The sequence below is a fragment of the Bradyrhizobium sp. SZCCHNRI1009 genome, assembly GCF_032487575.1.
Classification (GTDB): domain Bacteria; phylum Pseudomonadota; class Alphaproteobacteria; order Rhizobiales; family Xanthobacteraceae; genus Bradyrhizobium.
On sequence record NZ_JAUEUL010000002.1, the window covers coordinates 306,964 to 323,903 of the forward strand.

15 protein-coding genes are annotated in these 16,940 nt (G+C 66.8%); 10 read left to right on the top strand and 5 right to left on the bottom strand.

The genetic code is table 11. The annotated features are described in order from the left end of the window. The first annotated feature begins 140 nt into the window (after positions 1 to 140). Positions 141 to 1,304, top strand: coding sequence for a PcfJ domain-containing protein (locus QX010_RS04965; protein WP_315804487.1), 1,164 nt, complete (start codon positions 141 to 143; stop codon positions 1,302 to 1,304). Between the two features lie 42 nt (positions 1,305 to 1,346). Here the strand turns inward: QX010_RS04965 and QX010_RS04970 are convergent, their stop codons facing one another. Continuing rightward, positions 1,347 to 2,627 (bottom strand): gallate dioxygenase, encoded by a 1,281-nt coding sequence (locus QX010_RS04970; RefSeq protein ID WP_316177998.1) that lies wholly within the window; start codon positions 2,625 to 2,627, stop codon positions 1,347 to 1,349. Between the two features lie 134 nt (positions 2,628 to 2,761). Between QX010_RS04970 and QX010_RS04975 the strand changes: the two genes are divergently transcribed. Together QX010_RS04975 and QX010_RS04980 are read left to right on the top strand one after the other, a co-directional pair. Next, the gene (locus tag QX010_RS04975; RefSeq protein ID WP_315804489.1) at positions 2,762 to 3,667 is read left to right on the top strand and encodes a LysR family transcriptional regulator; all 906 of its coding nucleotides are present in this window, start codon (positions 2,762 to 2,764) and stop codon (positions 3,665 to 3,667) included. Between the two features lie 88 nt (positions 3,668 to 3,755). Beyond that, positions 3,756 to 4,475 (top strand): class I SAM-dependent methyltransferase, encoded by a 720-nt coding sequence (locus QX010_RS04980; RefSeq protein WP_315804490.1) that lies wholly within the window; start codon positions 3,756 to 3,758, stop codon positions 4,473 to 4,475. A gap of 39 nt (positions 4,476 to 4,514) precedes the next feature. On the opposite strand, the gene QX010_RS04985 is transcribed toward QX010_RS04980, so the two are convergent. Then, positions 4,515 to 4,994 carry a VOC family protein gene (locus QX010_RS04985; protein ID WP_315804491.1) on the bottom strand — a complete coding sequence of 160 codons (480 nt, stop codon included), beginning with the start codon at positions 4,992 to 4,994 and terminating at the stop codon, positions 4,515 to 4,517. 260 nt (positions 4,995 to 5,254) lie between these two features. On the opposite strand from QX010_RS04985, the gene QX010_RS04990 reads away from it, so the two are divergent. Genes QX010_RS04990 through QX010_RS05000 form a run of 3 tightly spaced genes read left to right on the top strand, consistent with a single transcriptional unit; the run spans position 5,255 to position 6,935 of the window. Further along, the gene (locus tag QX010_RS04990; protein WP_316178000.1) at positions 5,255 to 5,842 is read left to right on the top strand and encodes a hypothetical protein; all 588 of its coding nucleotides are present in this window, start codon (positions 5,255 to 5,257) and stop codon (positions 5,840 to 5,842) included. Further along, entirely contained in the window at positions 5,842 to 6,246 is a 405-nt protein-coding gene (locus QX010_RS04995) for a M23 family metallopeptidase (protein WP_316178002.1), read from the top strand. Before QX010_RS04990 ends, QX010_RS04995 begins: the two co-directional genes overlap by 1 nt. A gap of 8 nt (positions 6,247 to 6,254) precedes the next feature. Further along, the gene (locus tag QX010_RS05000; protein ID WP_315804493.1) at positions 6,255 to 6,935 is read left to right on the top strand and encodes a hypothetical protein; all 681 of its coding nucleotides are present in this window, start codon (positions 6,255 to 6,257) and stop codon (positions 6,933 to 6,935) included. Positions 6,936 to 6,985: 50 nt separating this feature from the next. Here QX010_RS05000 and QX010_RS05005 read toward each other — a convergent pair whose 3' ends face one another. Genes QX010_RS05005 through QX010_RS05015 form a run of 3 tightly spaced genes read right to left on the bottom strand, consistent with a single transcriptional unit; the run spans position 6,986 to position 12,013 of the window. Further along, positions 6,986 to 8,134: a DUF4340 domain-containing protein gene (locus QX010_RS05005; protein WP_316178003.1), complete on the bottom strand. Its 1,149-nt coding sequence runs from the start codon at positions 8,132 to 8,134 to the stop codon at positions 6,986 to 6,988. After that, the gene (locus QX010_RS05010; protein ID WP_316178005.1) at positions 8,131 to 11,067 is read right to left on the bottom strand and encodes a Gldg family protein; all 2,937 of its coding nucleotides are present in this window, start codon (positions 11,065 to 11,067) and stop codon (positions 8,131 to 8,133) included. Before QX010_RS05010 ends, QX010_RS05005 begins: the two co-directional genes overlap by 4 nt. Continuing rightward, a complete protein-coding gene (locus tag QX010_RS05015) occupies positions 11,060 to 12,013 on the bottom strand; it encodes an ABC transporter ATP-binding protein (protein WP_316178007.1) in 954 nt (317 codons plus the stop codon). Before QX010_RS05015 ends, QX010_RS05010 begins: the two co-directional genes overlap by 8 nt. A gap of 1,203 nt (positions 12,014 to 13,216) precedes the next feature. Between QX010_RS05015 and QX010_RS05020 the strand changes: the two genes are divergently transcribed. The 4 genes from QX010_RS05020 to QX010_RS05035 all read left to right on the top strand — a co-directional run bounded on the left by QX010_RS05020 (position 13,217) and on the right by QX010_RS05035 (position 16,932). Continuing rightward, entirely contained in the window at positions 13,217 to 13,825 is a 609-nt protein-coding gene (locus tag QX010_RS05020; protein ID WP_316178008.1) for a nuclear transport factor 2 family protein, read from the top strand. A gap of 310 nt (positions 13,826 to 14,135) precedes the next feature. Then, on the top strand, positions 14,136 to 15,179 hold the full coding sequence (locus QX010_RS05025) for an aromatic ring-hydroxylating dioxygenase subunit alpha (protein WP_316178010.1): 1,044 nt from the start codon (positions 14,136 to 14,138) through the stop codon (positions 15,177 to 15,179). A gap of 6 nt (positions 15,180 to 15,185) precedes the next feature. Then, on the top strand, positions 15,186 to 15,941 hold the full coding sequence (locus QX010_RS05030) for a GntR family transcriptional regulator (RefSeq protein WP_315805847.1): 756 nt from the start codon (positions 15,186 to 15,188) through the stop codon (positions 15,939 to 15,941). A 10-nt stretch (positions 15,942 to 15,951) separates the two neighbouring features. After that, entirely contained in the window at positions 15,952 to 16,932 is a 981-nt protein-coding gene (locus QX010_RS05035; RefSeq protein WP_316178012.1) for a PDR/VanB family oxidoreductase, read from the top strand. The last annotated feature ends 8 nt before the right edge of the window (positions 16,933 to 16,940 follow it).

Sequence of the window (16,940 nt, forward strand, 5' to 3'; positions counted from 1 at the left end):
TATCAGCGTCGCCCGTTTCAACCCCGACGGTGTTCAACGCGAGAGGCCATCAGCCATGTCGAATCCACTGTGCGCGACACGATCCGTGCCGACGCCCGCAGTGCGTCCGGCTGATAGTTTCTCGATCATGTTGAACGACAATGGCAAAGTCATCGATTGCACGACGGCAGGAGGCCGAGCGCGCGCGGGTTGAAGCCTATGAGCTGACGCTGCGCCGCGCGGCACGGCCGACGCGGCCGCCGCCGGATCTGCACAACGCGATCCGCGAGGCGGGGCGTGGCTTCGAAGCCGACATCATCCGGGATCCCGAGAGCTGGAAGCCGCAGCTCAAGACGCGCGATGCCGCGCGCCTGCGGCTGGCGGCGGCGCGGCATCTGTTCGCGCGCTATCCCGTGCCTTCGCATCTGGAGCAGATCTGGATCGAGGCGTCGGGGCTCGGCCACGACGAGATCGTCCGTCGCAAGCGCTGGTACATCGCGGCAGCCGGTGGCGGCTCGCTGTACAAGGCTGGCGCGTCGGCGTTCCTGTCGCGAAAGGAGGTTCACGGCTTCCTCCATCCTTTCGGGCAGGTCGGCTTCGACGAGGCGATCTGGCAGGCGATCGCGCGGTCCTACACGGGCGATCCGGCGATCGTGTCGCGGATCACCCGGTCCCGGATCGCGCGGACGCCGCGCGGCGAGCACGCGTTCTGGCGCGAGGCGGCGCAGTTCTTCTGCGCGCAGCCGACCACCGTCGAGGAGATCGACGATCTCTGCGACTACATCGCCGATCGTCGCCGGCGCGAGCGGGCGTTCAGCCTCAAGGGCCGCTCGCTCGCGGCGCTGCGCCGGCTGGCGCGGGAATGGCACCGCGATCTCGCGGTGATCGCCCGCATCGAGGCGGCGCGCCGGCGTGCCGAGATGGCGCGTCACCGTTCGGCAGCGCAGGCGGCGGAGCTTGCGGCGCATTGGCCGGGCGCGCAACTCGCGGACTGGTCGTGGAGTCCGTCGGCCAAGGCCTTCGCCAAGCGTGACGAATATGTGATCACGCAGCTGCGGACCGCGGAGGACCTCGTCGCTGAGTCCAGGGCCATGCGTCACTGCGTGTCGAGCTACGCGACGAGGTGCATCGCCGGCCATTCCTCGATCTGGTCGCTGCGGCATCGCCATGGCGGCGCGGCGCAGCGGCTGCTGACGATCGAGCTCGATCGGCAGCGTCGCGCGGTGCAGGTGCGTGGCTTCGCCAACCGCGTGGCTCACGCCGGTGAGCGCAAGGTGCTGGAGCGCTGGGCCAAGGCGCGCGGCATCGACCTGCCGGAGACATGATCTGCGTCGCCCGTTCCGGGCGGCGCAGGTCGTGCGCGCCAGTCAATGCGCGTCGATCGCATCCGCCTTGGCGCCGCCGGCGACGGAATAGCGCATCGGCACCTTGCGGGTCTTGAGGAACGCCTCCAGGGTCTCGCCGCGGAAGGCTGCGTAGACCTCCGGGTTGGAGACGCCGATCACCGCGGCCATCTTCTCCAGCACGAAGAAGCTGACGCCCCGCCTGATCATCTCGATCCAGCGGCGGTTCTTGATGAGCTCGCGCTCCTCGCCCGTGAGCTCGTACTCGTCCGCGAGCGCGTCGAATTCCTCAACAAATCTCTTGCGATGCGCGGGGATCACGAGCCGGTGCAGGAAGTCGTTGATGCGGAAATTGGCCTGGCTGCGGCGATGCGTGAACGGATAGGTGCCAGCCAGCGTCTCGGCGCCCGCGAGCTCGTGTCCGATATGCGCGCGATAGGCCGCGACCTCCTGCGGATCCGGCGTGCCGCCGAGATCCTCGAACACCAGGGTCGCGATGTTGGTCACCGACGGCGCGTAGGTCTGCCTGTGCACGAGCCTCACCTTGTCCGACAGCGCACCACGCATGATCAGCCACATGATCACCTCGGCGCCTTCCATGCCCCCCTTGACCGCATAATCGGCGATCCGCATCGCCGTGAGCCGCTCCGGGTCCTTTTCCAGCAGATCGAGGAATTCGTTGTCCCAGTCCTCGTTGAGAAAGCCGGCACGCTCGCCATGCACCTGATGCGACAGCCCGCCGGTGGCGAAGATGGCGACTTTCAGATCCTCCGGATAGCTCTCGATCGCCTTGCGCAGCGTCTTGCCCAGCTTCCACATCCGCTTCGCATTGGGGATCGGCAGCTGCAGCACGCCGACCTGAAGCGGCACCACGCGGCCCGGCCACGGGCCGCTGGCATCGCCCATCATCGACAGCGGCGACAGCAGGCCGTGATCGACCGGCTTGCCCTGGAAGAACGACATGTCGAACTCGTCGGCGACCATCGCCATCGCAATGTGCTGTGACAGGCCGAGATGCCCCTTCGCCGGCGGCACGTCGCGCGGTCCGCCGCCCTCGTCGGCCGCGACATAGCGGTCGTCGATGCCGAGCGCGAACGCCGAGTAGTGATCGAAGAAGAACGAGGTGATGTGATCATTGTAGATCATGAACAGGACGTCGATGTCCTTGCGCTTCACCCAGTCGCGCACCGCCGCGAAGCCGTCGAAGATCGGCTTCCAGGCAGGGTCGCTCTGCTTGTTGGTGTCGAGTGCGAAGCCGATGGTGGGCGAGTGCGATGCGCCGATGCCGCCGATGATCCGGGCCATGTGTCCCTCCGCGAAATGGGCCGCGGCTGACTGTCACCCGCGGCCGCGCCGGGGCCGACCTTACGAAGTTTCCCATGCTAGACAATCATGCTAACGTGCACGGATCGTTTCTCTCGATGAACGAGAGCCCTAGGATGAAATGGCGGATCGAGGACATTCCGGTGTTCCATGCGGTGGTGGCGACCGGCGGCATGACCGGTGCCGCGCGGTCGCTGGGCATGCCGAAATCCTCGGTCAGCAAATCGGTCGCCCGACTCGAGCAGGATCTCGGCATCCGGCTGTTCGACCGCAACTCGCGGCGCGTCCGGGTGACCCGCGAGGGCGAGCTGTTCTTCCAGCAATGTCAGAAGATCCTGGACCAGGTCTCGGAGGCCGACGCGGTCATGACCGGGCTCTCCGGCGTCCCCAGCGGCCGGCTCTCGGTGGCGCTGCCGCCGGCGTTCTGCGAGGAGATCCTGGCGCCGCAACTCGCCGAATTCCACCGCCGCTATCCCCGGATCGAGCTCGACGTCGAGGCGACGACGCGCGCGATCGACATGCTGGCCGACCGCTTCGACATCGCGGTCGTGGTCGGCGTGCAGGAGAATTCCGAGCTGGCGCAGAAGGTGCTGATCGGCGGCCGCCTGATCTGGGTGACCAGCCCCGCTTATCTCGCCGCGCACGACATCGGCGAGGACGTCCGCGCGCTTGAGCGCCATCTCATGATCTGCGAGCGCCGCTACGGCGACCGCACCCTGGTGATCAAGCAGCATGGTCATCTCGTCCGCTTCGACGTCGGGGCGCATGTCGCCCGCATCAACAATCCGCTGGCGGTGCGCCGCGCCGTCGCCCACGGCGCCGGCATTTCCTTTCTGCCGGAGCACTATTGCGTCGAGCTGCTCGGCGAGGGCCGGCTCGTCGAGATCGGCAGGGGGGTCGTGTTCGACACCCGCGCCGCGCAGCTCACCGCGATCTTTCCGAGCCGCAAGCTGATCTCCTCGCGCGCCCGCGCCTTCCTCGATTTTCTCGAGGAGATCTGCAGCCCGTCCGCGCGCGGTTGAGCGGGCTGCTGCCAAAACGTCACATGACAGGCCCCGGAAAGAGGTCTAAGACGCGCGGCTCTTGAGTTGACCCCTTACGAGAGCCGCCATGAATCTGCGCCAGCAATGGGAAGATCAGGCCGCCCAGTGGCTCGCCTGGGCGAGGGCGCCGGGCCATGACAGCTTCTGGCGCCATCATCGCGAGCAGTTCACCAGCCTGCTGCCGGGGCCGGGTGCGCTGACGCTCGACATCGGCTGCGGCGAGGGCCGGTTGTCGCGTCATCTCAACGCCTCGGGGCACAGGGTGATCGGCATCGACGCTTCGCCCTCGCTGATCGCGGCGGCGCGCGCCGCCGATCCCGCCATCTCCGTCGTGCGCGCCGATGCGGCATCGCTGCCGCTGGCCGATGCCTGCGCCGATCTCGCGATCGCCTTCATGTCGCTGCAGGACGTCGATGCGATGCCGGCCGCAGTGCGCGAGGCGGCGCGAGTGCTGAGGCCCGGCGGCCGGCTGTGCATGGCGATCGTCCATCCGCTCAATTCGGCCGGCCGCTTCGCCAGCCTGGCGCCGGACGCGCCGTTCGTGATCCAGGGGAGCTACCTGGACTCCTTCAACTACAGCGATCCGATGGAGCGCGACGGCTTCAGCATCATCTTTCACAGCGCGCATCGTCCTCTGCAGCGCTATTTTGCGGCGTTGGAGGAGGCGGGCTTCCTGATCGAGGCGCTGCGCGAGCCGTCGATCCCCGAAGCGGCGATCACCCGCGACAGCAGCCGGCGCTGGCTGCGCGTGCCGCTGTTCCTCCATCTGCGCTGCCTGCGCCCGTAGGGCCGGAACGCCGCGACGCGCTCCGGCTTCGCGCGGGCGTCACCCGCGCCGGGCCGCCTCGATTGCTGCAACGTCGATCTTCTTCATCGTCATCATCGCGCCGAAGACGCGCTTGGCGGCGGCGCCGCCTTCGGTCATCGCATCGGTGAGCGCGCGCGGCGTGATCTGCCAGGAGATGCCCCATTTGTCCTTGCACCAGCCGCACTGGCTTTCCTGGCCGCCATTGCCGACGATGGCAGTCCAATAGCGGTCCGTCTCCGCCTGATCATCGGTGGCGATCTGGAACGAGAAGGATTCGTTGTGGGTGAACGCAGGTCCGCCATTGAGGCCGAGACAGGGGATGCCGCAGACGGTGAATTCCACCGTGAGCACGTCGCCAGCCTTGCCGGAAGGGTAGTCACCCGGCGCGCGATGGACTGCCGTCACTTTGCTGTCCGGAAACAGCTCGGCGTAGAAGCGCGCGGCGGCCTCTGCGTCCTTGTCGAACCACAGACAGATCGTGTTCTTGGGCTTTGCCATGGCAGGGCTTCCTTCCATTTCAGTGCAGGCCGCGCGCTGGTTCACGACGCGGCGCTCGGGGTTGTGATCGCGCCGGCTCGTCGCGATCCGGCTTGATCCAAGGACGCAGCCGCCGGCCGCGATCCGACATCATGATCTGCCTTGGACGAACTTTTTGTGGCCGGCCTGCGCGGCGGATTCTTCATCACGCAGCAGTAGCCGGGGTGCGGCCCTGTCGTGTAGGCTCGCGGGGGGATCGACCGGTGAGTGGGGGTGGTGAGATGAGCGTCACGCGTGCCGCGCGCCGGGGTGTGTTCACCCTGCTGGCATTGGTGGTCCTCAGCGGCCACCGCGCCGAAGCCGCGTTCGACTACGCCCGCTACAAGGAGGCCGGTCTCGACGACCTTCTGGCGCTGCCGCGCCCGGCCAAGGGTGTCGACATCAAGACGGGTGCGCCGTTCAAGCTCGAGGTCATCCTCGCGAGTGCCGGGGGTCCATGTCAGACGGGGTTCTTGAAGAAGTCGATGGCGATGTCGGGCTTCGACCAGGTCGAGAAGCTCGGCGTCTCGAATTGCATCACGGTGCGTTCATCCAAGGGGCGGGAGCTCAAGGTTTTCGTGCAGGACATCGTTTATGGCTTCCTGCCGCGCGAGGTGAAGGTCGGCGGCAAGCTGACGCTCTATGCCGTCCACATCTACACCTCCAGGGACCCGGACTGCTGGTCAACGAATTCCAGACGGTGCAGCCAGCCGCGCCGGCTCAGCAGCAGCCGTCCGAAGCCGGAATGGCCTCGTGCGGCTGCTGGTCGCTGCGCGATCATCCCGGTATCGATGTCGACGCCGGGACGGAGGGGGCACCGATCGGGGTGATGGAGGATGGCGTCGTGGTCAAGGTGGAGGCGGCCGATCAGGCGCCCGCTGACCTGCCGCTTGTCGGCGGCTGCGGGCGCTACGTCGTGCTCAAGCACAGCTATCCGAACGGCGCCGTCCTCTTCACCCGTTATGCCCATCTCGGTCGTCTGGTCGATGGCAAAGGCGAGATGCCGGCCGTCGGCGCGCGCTTCAAGCGCGGCGAGAAGATCGCCGAGGCCGGCCCCGGCAAGATCATGCATTTCGAGTTGCGGCCCGTTGCGCAAGGCAACGCGACGGTGGATTCCGGGTGGACTAAGCAATACGACGGGATTGCCGACATGGAGTGGTCACGCTACGAGCCGGTGGATCCGAGGAAGTTCGATCCCGACGCCTTTGGCGGTCTGGGCAAGCGTGGGAAGTAGGCGTCGACATGGTGAAGACTGGGGGCCGCATTCAAGCGGTGCTTGTGGGGATCGCCGCGGCGATGCTGACCGGGTGGCTCTCGCCATCGGCGCATGCACAATCGGCGCCGCGACCGGCGTCGCCGCCGCCGGCACGTCCGGCGCCCTCACCACCGGCGCCAGCCGTTCCTGCCGATCTGAAGGACCTGCGCGGCGAATGGAAGCGCGCCGGCGCCGGCTTCGGCTGCGTCGTGACCCCGCCGCGCGAGCTGTCACAGGAGCTGTTGCTCGCAGTCATGGCGCGCGCCTGCATGCGGCTGGGCCCGCTGGTGGTCGGCGACGGTGCTGACACGGCGACCGCTGCGCTCGGGCAGCCCCACCGCACCTTGAAGCAGGCGCAGGACAAGGTCGCCTGGATCTACTTCGTCGGCCAGCGCGAGCACTATCCTTATTTCGTGGTCACCGTGGCCGCCGATAAGATCGTCGCGCTGCAGGTCACCGGCGACGGCACCACGACGGCTCCGGGCTACGAGCTCAGCAGCGTCGGTCTCGGCGCCCCCACCGACGATCTGGTGAAGGTGTTCGGCCAGCCCAACCATTTCGAGCCGAGCGAATTGAAGGGCGTCGAGCTCTGGACCTATCCGCCGCATGCGTTCTCCTTCGAGCTCAAGGGCGGACGGGTGATGTCGATCCGTGTTGGGAAGTCGTGATCCGGCTCCACTGATTGCGCAGCGAAGCCGGATTTGCGCATCGCGGTGCGCTAGCCGCCGGGCGACTTTGGCGGTTCCGCGCCGCCGTGAGCGGCCTGCTCGGCGCCATGGGATGACGGCGGAACAGCCTCTGACGCTGCCGGCGCCTGATCCGTCTTGGCGCCTGAGGTCTCGGCCTTCTTAACGTTGTCATCAGGGTTCTTGGCGTCTGCGCCCTTGTTGTCCGAACTCTTATTGTTCGAGCTGTTGTCGTTCGAGCTCTTGGCGTCCGGCGCCTTGTCCGGTTTCGGCGGCTCGATCAATGCCGCGCGCGTGGCCTGCACGACCGGCGCGGCGGCGTCGGCGTTGACATGGAAGAGATAGTCCTCCGCCGACCGCGTGAACAGATAGCCGCCACCGGCGTCCTTCTTGTAGCGATAGGTCAGCGCGCTTCCATCGGTCCGCTTCAGCGTGATGGTGACGTCGGGCGCGTCCGTCTGCGCCAGCGCCGCCTTGCCCTTGCCGCGCACGTTATCGAAGGGGGGATGCGCCATCGCGCTGACCAGGGCGTCGATCTTGTCGGGCCGCGGCTTCTCGTCCTTGCCGAGCCCCGCCAGCGTGAACTTGCCGTCCTTGCCCTCGATGGTGACGTCGCCGACATTGACGCTGGCGATCTTGTCGCGCGGCGTGTCCAGCATGTCTTGCTGCATCCAGGCGCTGGGCTCCGCGCCGATGTCGTAGGTCGCCAGCTCGACGGCAAAGACCGGAGAGGCATCGCCGGCCCGCACATGCACCTGGCGATACGCCGGCGAGGTCCCGACCAGGAGCGCACCGACCCGGCTGCCGCCGCTCGTCAGCACCACGCGGCGCTCATGAACCTTTTCGGTGACCTTGAAGCGCTCGGCTGCGGCCTCGGTCTTCGCGATCGGCCAGCCCTTCTTCAGGCCGGCGATGCGGTCGAGCAGGCCATTGACCTTCGTCGTGTCGGCGGGAAAGTCGGACAAGGCGGGGATCACCCATTTGCCGTCCTTGCGCGCGAGGGTGACGGTGTGGCCGGCATCGTCGTCGATCGCGACCTGATCGACCTTGGCCGGCGCGAACGCGACCAGCGGCTCCTTGGCGTCGAACGCGGCATGATCGGAGCGGTTGACCGCGAAGGTGAGAGCCAGCGCGAGCTGGCCACCCAGCAGCGCCGTGAGCAGGATGGGAAGCCCTTTCATGTCCGCGCCTCCGCGATGCCGAGCATGTTGAGATATCTCCGTTGGGCGCCGAGCCGCAGCGCGCGGCGCACGATGTAGACGAGGGCGAGCCCTGCGAGCGCGAGCGCATAGTTCAGGTATTCCCAGAACATCTGGCCGCCGCTCTGCATCGGGGCGAGCGTGCGCGAGAACTGGCCGCCGCGGCTGCGCAGCGCCAGCAGCCCGCGGTCCTCCAGCGACCAGTCGACCAGGTTCTGGGCGAAGTCGAGCGGCGCCAGATACTGCGTGCGGTCGACGCTGGAGGCGAGCTGCAGCACGTCGTCCGACAGGAAAGTGCCCGAGCCGATCACGATCAGCCGCGCGCTTTCGGGCGAGCGGGAGATCACGCCGGTGATGCTGGGCTTGGCGTCGGCAGCCGCCGTCTTCGCCGCGTCATCGGGCTTTGCATCAGCCTTTGCGTCGGGTTTGGGCTCAGCAGCGTCCTTGGCGAGAGGCGATGGCTTGCCGGCGAAGAACGACGTGAACTCGCCCTCCATCATGGCCCCGAGCAGCTGGCGCCCCTGCTTGTCGGCAGGAGGGAAGCCGGTGTCGGGATGCGCCTTGAAGTCCGGCACGACGTTGGTCGTCTTGGCGGTCCATGAATGCGGCGAGCTCTGGATCAGATCGACGATCTTTCGCTTCTTGCCGACCTTGTCGGCGTCGATCGTCAATGGCGAGGCCCAGGACAGCGTCAGCTGCTGGGTGCCGGCCGAGGGTGCCGCGCCCTGCGCCAGCCCGTCGCTGCGGATGTCGGCGAAGAACGGGTAGTCCATCAGCCGGATCTGCCGCACCTTGATGCCGCCGCCGACGTCGCGCTCGCTCGGGATCGGGAACGAGGCGTTCTGGCGGTCGAGCACCATGCTGTCGCCGACCTTCACGCCCTGGAACGCCAGCCAGTCCTCCAGGCCGGACGGCGTCTTGGTCACGTCGAGATTGCCGCGCAGCGACGGCTGATAGGGCGAGGTGGCGACGATCACCGTGCCCCCCTTCATCAGGAACTGATCGACGGCGAACAGCTGCTTCTGATCGAGCTGCTGCGGCGAGGCGACGAACAGGATGTCGGCGCGTTCGGGAACGCGTCCATCCTTCAGCTGGGTGGCGTCGACGAGCGTGTTCTCCTGCAGCTTCTGCTGCAGCAGATCGAACGACGGCCCACTGCTGCCGGGGATGCCGAGCTGCGGCATCGGCTGCTGCGCCGGCGGGGTGTACAGCGCGACGGTGCGCAGCGCGCCGGGCGTGAAGCGCTTCAGCTCGGCGTCGATGTTGCGCTTCAAGCCGTCCTTGTCGAGCTGCTCCGGCAGCTGGATCTGCTCGGTCTTGTCGCCGCTCTTCAGGATCAAATGGAACCAGAAGCGTTTCGGGTTGAGCAGGCCGACCGAAAGCGGCTCGAGGCCGTATTCGTCCTGCAGGGTCTTGGCGATCTGTCCGCCATCGGCGTCGGGATCGACGATCTTCGCGTCAAGCTTGCCCGGCGTCTTGCTCTGGTAGTCCTTGATCAGCTCCTGCAGCGCGGTCTTCAGCTTGGCGAGCGGCTCGGGCAGGTTCTTGGCCGAGATATAGGCCTCGAGCGTCACCGGCTGCGGCAGGCCGGCCAGAACGTCGCCGGAGCCGCGATAGCCGTTCAGCACCTTCTTGATCGCGCGCGTGATCGTATACTCGGGATTGCGCAGATTGACGTCGAGCTCGCTGTCGCCGTCACCGCGCTCCTTGACCTCGATGAGATCGCGGAAACCGAGCGTCGTGTACTCATCGCCATATTTGACGAGGATGTTGAAGTAGGAGTTGGTCACCGACGCCTGATACTTGCTCGAGGTCTGGAACGGCACCGGCTGGATGCCGTACTGCTTGTTGGCTTCCGCCTCGAGCGCGGCGTTCTGCATCGGGTCGACGAACTCGACCCGGACCTTGCCTTGTCCTGCGATCTCGTACTCCTTCAGGAGATCGCGCAGCCGCGGCACCAGCGGCGCCAGCAGCGGGTGGGTCTGAGCGCTGAAATAGCCGCGGATCAGCAGCGGCTCCTGCAGCTGGCCGAGATAGCTCTTTGTCTCGTCCGAGATCGAGTAGATGTGTCCCGCGGTGAGATCGGCCCGTGCGGCCGGGAGCTGGCCGAGCCACAGGTTGACGGCGACGAGATTGGCCACCGTGAGCGCGGCCACCATGCGCCAGCGCCGGTGCTGCGGCGCGCGGCCCTGCGACGACCAGCGCAGGCTCTCCAGCACATAGAGATTGAGCACCAGGAAGACGCCGAAAATGCTGAGATAGTAATAGAGGTCGCGCAGGTCGATGACGCCGCGGGCGATCGACTCGAAGCGCGACCCGGCCCCGAGCTGGCGCAGCAGCTCGCCGCCTTCGTTGCCGGTCAGCGAGGTCAGCGTGTTGGAGCCGAGCAGATAGAACGCGCCGCAGATCAGGGTGGAGACGATCAGGCTGATGACCTGGTTGTCTGAGCGGGCGCTGACGAACAGGCCAATCGAGATGTAGGCGGAGGCGAGGGCCAGCGCGGCGAGATAGCCGCCGGCCACCGGTCCCCAGTCGAGCCGGCCGATCATGGAGACCGTGATCGGGAGCGGCAGCGTCAGCGCCAGCGCGATCGCGACCAAAGCGAGGCAGGCGAGGAACTTGCCGAGCACCAGCTGCAGCGGCGCGACCGGCGATGTCAGCAGGAACTCCAGCGTGCCGGCGCGCCGCTCCTCGCTCCACATCCGCATCGTGATGGCCGACACGATGAAGATCATCAGCACCGGCATCCATTCGAACAGCGGCCGGACGTCGGCGATGTTGCGGGCGAAGAAGCGGTCGACCCAGAAGAACAGGAACAGGGTGACGGCGAGGAACGCGGCCATGAAGATGAAGGCCGCGGGCGAGGCGAAGAAGACGGCCAGCTCCTTGCGAGCGATACGAAGAACGTTATGCATGCAGGGCCTCCGGGGTCGGCGCGCCGGCGCCGGTGATGTCGGCAAACAGGGTTTCGAGATCGCGCTGTTCGGGATGCAGGGCGAACAGATCGAGCTTGTTGTCGGTGATGACGCGGGCGACGGCCGGCGCCACGGCGCTGGCCGCGTGGCCATTGAGGTTGAGGGCATAGGCATGGCCGGGCTCGGCCGCCGTCAGCCGCTCCACGCTCTTCACGAGCCCAATCCCCGTGACCAGCCGCTCGATCAGGTCGGGCGGCCCGCTGGTGACGAGACGCAACCGGCCAGGACCGCCGAGATCGCTCATCCTTGTGTCGAGCGCCAGCCGGCCGCGGTTGATCACCAGCACGCGCTCGCACACGGCGCGCACCTCCTGCAGGATATGGGTCGACAGGATCACGGTGGCTGTCTTCGCGAGATCCCGGATCAATCCCCGCATCTGCGCGATCTGCGACGGATCGAGGCCGTTGGTCGGCTCGTCGAGGATCACGATCTTCGGCTTGTGCAGGATCGCCTGTGCGACGCCGGTGCGCTGCCGGTAGCCGCGCGACAGGCTCGCGATCGGCGCGGTGGCCTTTTCCGCAAGGCCGGTCGCGGCGATGGCATCGCGCAGCGCCTGCGCCCGGGCGCCCGGCGGGATTCCTCTCAGCTCCGCCGCGTAGTCGAGGAATTCGACCACTGTCATCTCGGGATACAGCGGACAATTCTCGGGCAGGTAGCCGATCAGTGCCTGCGCCTGCCGGCGCTGCCTGCCGATGTCGTGGCCATGAATGGTCGCCGTGCCGGCGGTCGGCTCGAGATAGCCCGTCAGCATTTTCATGATGGTGGTCTTGCCGGCGCCATTGTGCCCGAGCAGGCCGACGATCTCGCCGTCGCCGACCTCAAAGGAGACGTCGTCGACGGCGGTGAATGACCCGTATTGGCGGGTCAGGTGTTCGGCGGAGATCATGTGACGTGTCGCTCCTGAGTTGGCCGTCGCGGCGCCGGATCCTGATCGACATGCAGGATCGATCACCGGCGGCACGCGCGTCGGATGCAGCTGAGAGGATCGGGCCGACCGAACCGGTGGTCGTCGGCATGGAAGCTGAGAGATCGGCGCGCCGAGCGCAGCGGTTCAGAGCGGCCCGGCCTATGCGATGGGGGGAGTCATCATCCGGAAGAGCACATCGTGCGACGAAGCCTTGTGCAACACCTTGGGAGGTCGTGAAGCGTTTGTTTCCCGCCGTTCTGTTGGTTGCGGCTAACTAATCGAACGCGAGCAGATGAATCAAGCGGGGGCAGCCGCCCTGGATCGATCACGACCGGTCAATTGGATGTGAGCGGGCAAAGGCGAAAGCTCGCGCTGCAGCCGCAGCCTGCCATGCTCCTCGCATCCCTGCGGCCCGCGCATGGAGCTGTCCGGTCCCCCGCGGACGCCGAGGGCATCTGGCGGTGATCGCCCTGCAGTGAAAAAATTGTATTGCGTTTTTTCAGAAATCATGCTTCTATGCCGGCAACCCGCCTCGAGCAGAGGGACGTACGCGTCGTCACGAACGTTGAGGTGGGCTGCGATGGACGTGACGGCTGCGCGCGACGAGCGCGGTTGGCACGGACGGCGAAGTCGTGTGGTCCTGGCCTCTCGACGCTGAGGTCTGCGCAACGCGCCAAAGGCGCGTTGTCGCAAAATGGGGGCAAGAAAGCCGATCCCCAGGGAGAGCACGAAGGACACCGTAAAACTATCGCGCGGGGAAGGCCGGGTCTGTCCGGCTGTACCTGTGGTACCTGCCGCCTGCATTCTTTTGAGCAGGCGGGCCACGGGCCTCAGCCGAGGTCCGGCCTTCTCCGCGCCCTCTCGTTGTTCAGGGGGGCATGACGAATGCATCACTCGGGCGCTGCGCGCCGCGGGGAGCACGCGCTCGCCTCACATTCGGTGTCGTCCCGGACAAGCGCGCCACGCGCGCACCGATCCAGGACCCATAACCCCAGGGAGACGTTCGAGGCATGATGGCCGACCGATCTCGCCTCACCCCGAGGGCCGGTGGTTCTGGGCCCCGGCTCAAGGCCGGGACAACACCGAATTTGTCGCACGCACCGGGCAGCCATGATCAGCCGTGCCTTTGCAGCGCACTCCCGATCCCGTATCCAGCAGCAACAACGCAAAGAGGAAACCACCATGACCAAGACCGCCGCCGAGATCGAGGACGACCGCCAGATTCGCGAGCTGTTGCAGAACTGGGCGATCTGGCGCGATGCGGGCGATTGGGAGCGCTTCCGCACGGTGTGGCATCCGGATGGGCGGATGATGGCGACGTGGACGCAGGGCACCGGCGACGAGTTCATCGAGATCAGCAAGGCGGCCTGGGCCAAGGGTGTCAACATCCTGCACTTCCTCGGCGGCATCTCGGTCGATCTCGCCGGTCATTGCGCGATCTCCCAGACCAAGATGACGATCTCGCAGCGGGCCGAGGTCGAGGGCGTCGTCTGCGACGTGCTGTGCACCGGCCGCTTCTACGACTTCCTCGAGAAGCGCGCGGGCAAATGGGGCATCGTGCTGCGCCAGCCGATCTACGAGAAGGACCGCATGGACCCGGTGACGCCCGGCGCGGTGCCGGCGCTGGACCGTGCGCTGCTGGAGCAGTTTCCCGTGGGGTATCGGCATCTCGCTTATCTGCAGACGCGCATCGGCTACACGGTGAAGCGCGACATGCCCGGGCTGAAGGGGCCGGAGGTCGAAGCGCTCTATGCACGCGGCGCCGCGTGGCTTCGGGGCGAGGGGCTGTGATCGTCGACCCCTGCCTCGCCGGAGCCGCGCTCCGAACGGGACCAGCTCTCGCCGTGAGGGGCTGATCCGGCGGATCTCTGGTGCCGTTACAGAGCGGGTGACTGTGGCTCGGAGTGCGTAGCGAGGAATCAGCGCAAGTACCTGAATCAGAAAAGATTGTCTGTCAGCCTTGTTCCTTGGAGCGGAACCGTCGCGCGGGTGCTGTATACAGGATCGGCAGTTTTTGCCGAAAGAAGGCGGAACTTGCGTCTCATCCTTTGCTTGCTGTATACAATGCTCAGTTGGAAGTATACTGACACGAGGACACGCCATGGCCGCTTCTTTTCCGATGAATGCATGGTACGCCGCGGCCTGGGACGCCGAGGTCAAGCAGGCCCTGCTGCCGCGGACGATCTGCGGCAAGCACGTCGTGATGTACCGCAAGGCCGATGGCACCATCGCCGCGCTCGAAGATGCCTGCTGGCACCGGCTGGTGCCGCTGTCCAAGGGCCGGCTGGAAGGCGACACCGTCGTTTGCGGCTATCATGGCCTGAAATTCAGCCCGCAGGGCCGCTGCACCTTCATGCCGTCGCAGGAGACCATCAATCCCTCGGCCTGCGTACGTGCCTATCCGGCGGTCGAACGGCATCGGTTCATCTGGCTGTGGATGGGCGATCCGGCGCTGGCCGATCCCGCTATTATTCCCGACATGCACTGGAATCACGATCCGGCCTGGGCCGGCGACGGCAAGACCATCCACGTCAAATGCGACTACCGGCTGGTGGTCGACAATCTGATGGATCTCACGCACGAGACCTTCGTGCACGGCTCGTCGATCGGCAACGACGCGGTGGCCGAAGCGCCGTTCGACGTCACCCATGGCGAGCGCACCGCCACCGTGACGCGCTGGATGCGCGGTATCGAGCCGCCCCCATTCTGGGCGAAGCAGCTCGGCAAGCCGGGCCTGGTGGACCGCTGGCAGATCATCCGCTTCGAGGCGCCGTGCACGGTGACGATCGACGTCGGCGTCGCGCCGACCGGGACGGGCGCGCCGGAGGGTGACCGCTCGCAGGGCGTCAACGGCATGGTGCTCAACACCATCACGCCGGAGACCGACACGACCTGCCATTATTTCTGGGCGTTCGCCCGCAACTACCAGCTCACCGAGCAGCGGCTGACGACCGAGATCCGCGAAGGTGTGTCGGGCATCTTCCGCGAGGACGAAACGATCCTGGAAGCGCAGCAGCGCGCGATGGACGAGAATCCGGGGCGCGTGTTCTACAATCTCAACATCGATGCAGGCGCAATGTGGGCACGGCGGATCATCGATCGGATGATCGCGCGCGAAACGCCGCTGCGTGAAGCCGCGGAGTAGAATGGAATGGCCGAGCGTGACAGCGAGCGTTCGATCTCGCAGACCGTCCGAGCGCAGCTCACCTTGCGCGACCTGATCCTCACCGGCGGCTTGCGCCCCGGTGAGCGCATATCCGAGCTGCAGGCGGTCGAGGCCGCCGGCGTCTCCCGCACGCCGGTGCGCATGGCGCTGGTCCGGCTCGAGGAGGAGGGGCTGCTGGAGGCGATTCCGTCCGGCGGCTTCATGGTGAAATCGTTCTCCGAGCGCGACGTGCTCGACTCCATCGAGGTGCGCGGCACGATGGAAGGACTGGCGGCGCGGCTCGCCGCCGAGCGCGGCGTGTCCGTGCGCGACACCGAGCCGATGCGCGAATGCCTCGCCCAGATCGACGAACTGATCGCGCCCGCCGAGCTCTCCTTCGACGGCTTCTCGGCCTATGTGGCGCTGAATGCGCGCTTTCATGCCTTGCTGGCCGAGTTGTCGCGCAGTCCGCCGGTGATCCGCCAGGTCGACCGCGCCAGCGCGCTGCCGTTCGCCTCGCCGAGCGGATTCGTGATGGCGCAATCGGCGCTGCCGGAGGCGCGCCACATCCTGGTGGTCGCGCAGGAGCATCACCGCATCGTCATCGATGCGATCGAGAACCGCGAGGGCGCCCGCGCCGAGAGCATCATGCGTGAGCATGCCCGGCTGGCCGCCCGCAACCTGCGGCTGGCCGTGAAGGCGCGTGGTCCGATGGACCTGGTGCCGGCGGCGGTGCTGATCAAGACGCAGATCAACGGCTGAGGAGGCGATCATGCGTTTCCAGGACAATTGGTCGCCTGCGACCCTGGTCTCGACACGCGACCTTGCGCCGGGCATCCGCGAATTCATCCTGCGGCCCGACGGCTATGTCTGCGCGCCCTATGCGGTCGGCAGCCACATCAAGGTCGGCGTCCTCGCCGGCGGCCAGCCCGATGTCCGCTCCTATTCGCTGGTCGGCGAGGCGGACCCGCGGGGCTACCGGATCGCCGTGCGCTTCGCCGAGGATTCCCGCGGCGGATCGCGCTATCTGTGGTCGCTGCAGCCCGGCGCGCGGCTGGACGTGGCGAGCCCGACCTCGCTGCTGCAGGTCGATTGGCAGTATCAGCATTATTGTCTGGTCGCCGGCGGCATCGGCATCACGCCGCTGGTCGGGGCGGCGCATGCGCTGCTGCGTAAGACGCCGAGCGTCTCGCTGCATTACGCGGTGCGATCCCGCGGTGATGCGGCCTACCTCGATGAGCTCTCGGCGCTGCTCGGCGACCGTCTCGCGGTGTATGCCGCGGACCAGTCGCAGCGGCTCGACCTGACCGATCTTTTTTCGAGTCTGCCGTCCGGAGCAGCCGTGCTGTTCTGCGGACCGATGCGGATGCTGGATGCCGCGCGCAGCGCGTGGGCGGCGTGCGGCCGCGCGCCGGCCGATCTCAGCTATGAGACGTTCGGATCGAGCGGCCGGCTGTCGACCGAGCCATTCAAGGTCCGGCTGCGCGACAGCGGCGAGGAGATCGTGGTGCCGCGCGACCGCTCGATGCTCGACGTGCTCAATGCCGCCGGCCACGAGGTCATGGCGGATTGCCGGCGCGGCGAGTGCGGCGTCTGCGCGGTTGACGTCGTCGAAGTCGAGGGCGAGATCGATCATCGCGACGTGTTCTTCAGCGCCGAGCAGAAGCACGAGAGCCGCAAGCTCTGCGCCTGCGTTTCCCGCGCCCACGGCGTGGTCACGATCGATACGCTGGAGCGGACCGACGCGCTGTGAGCGCACTG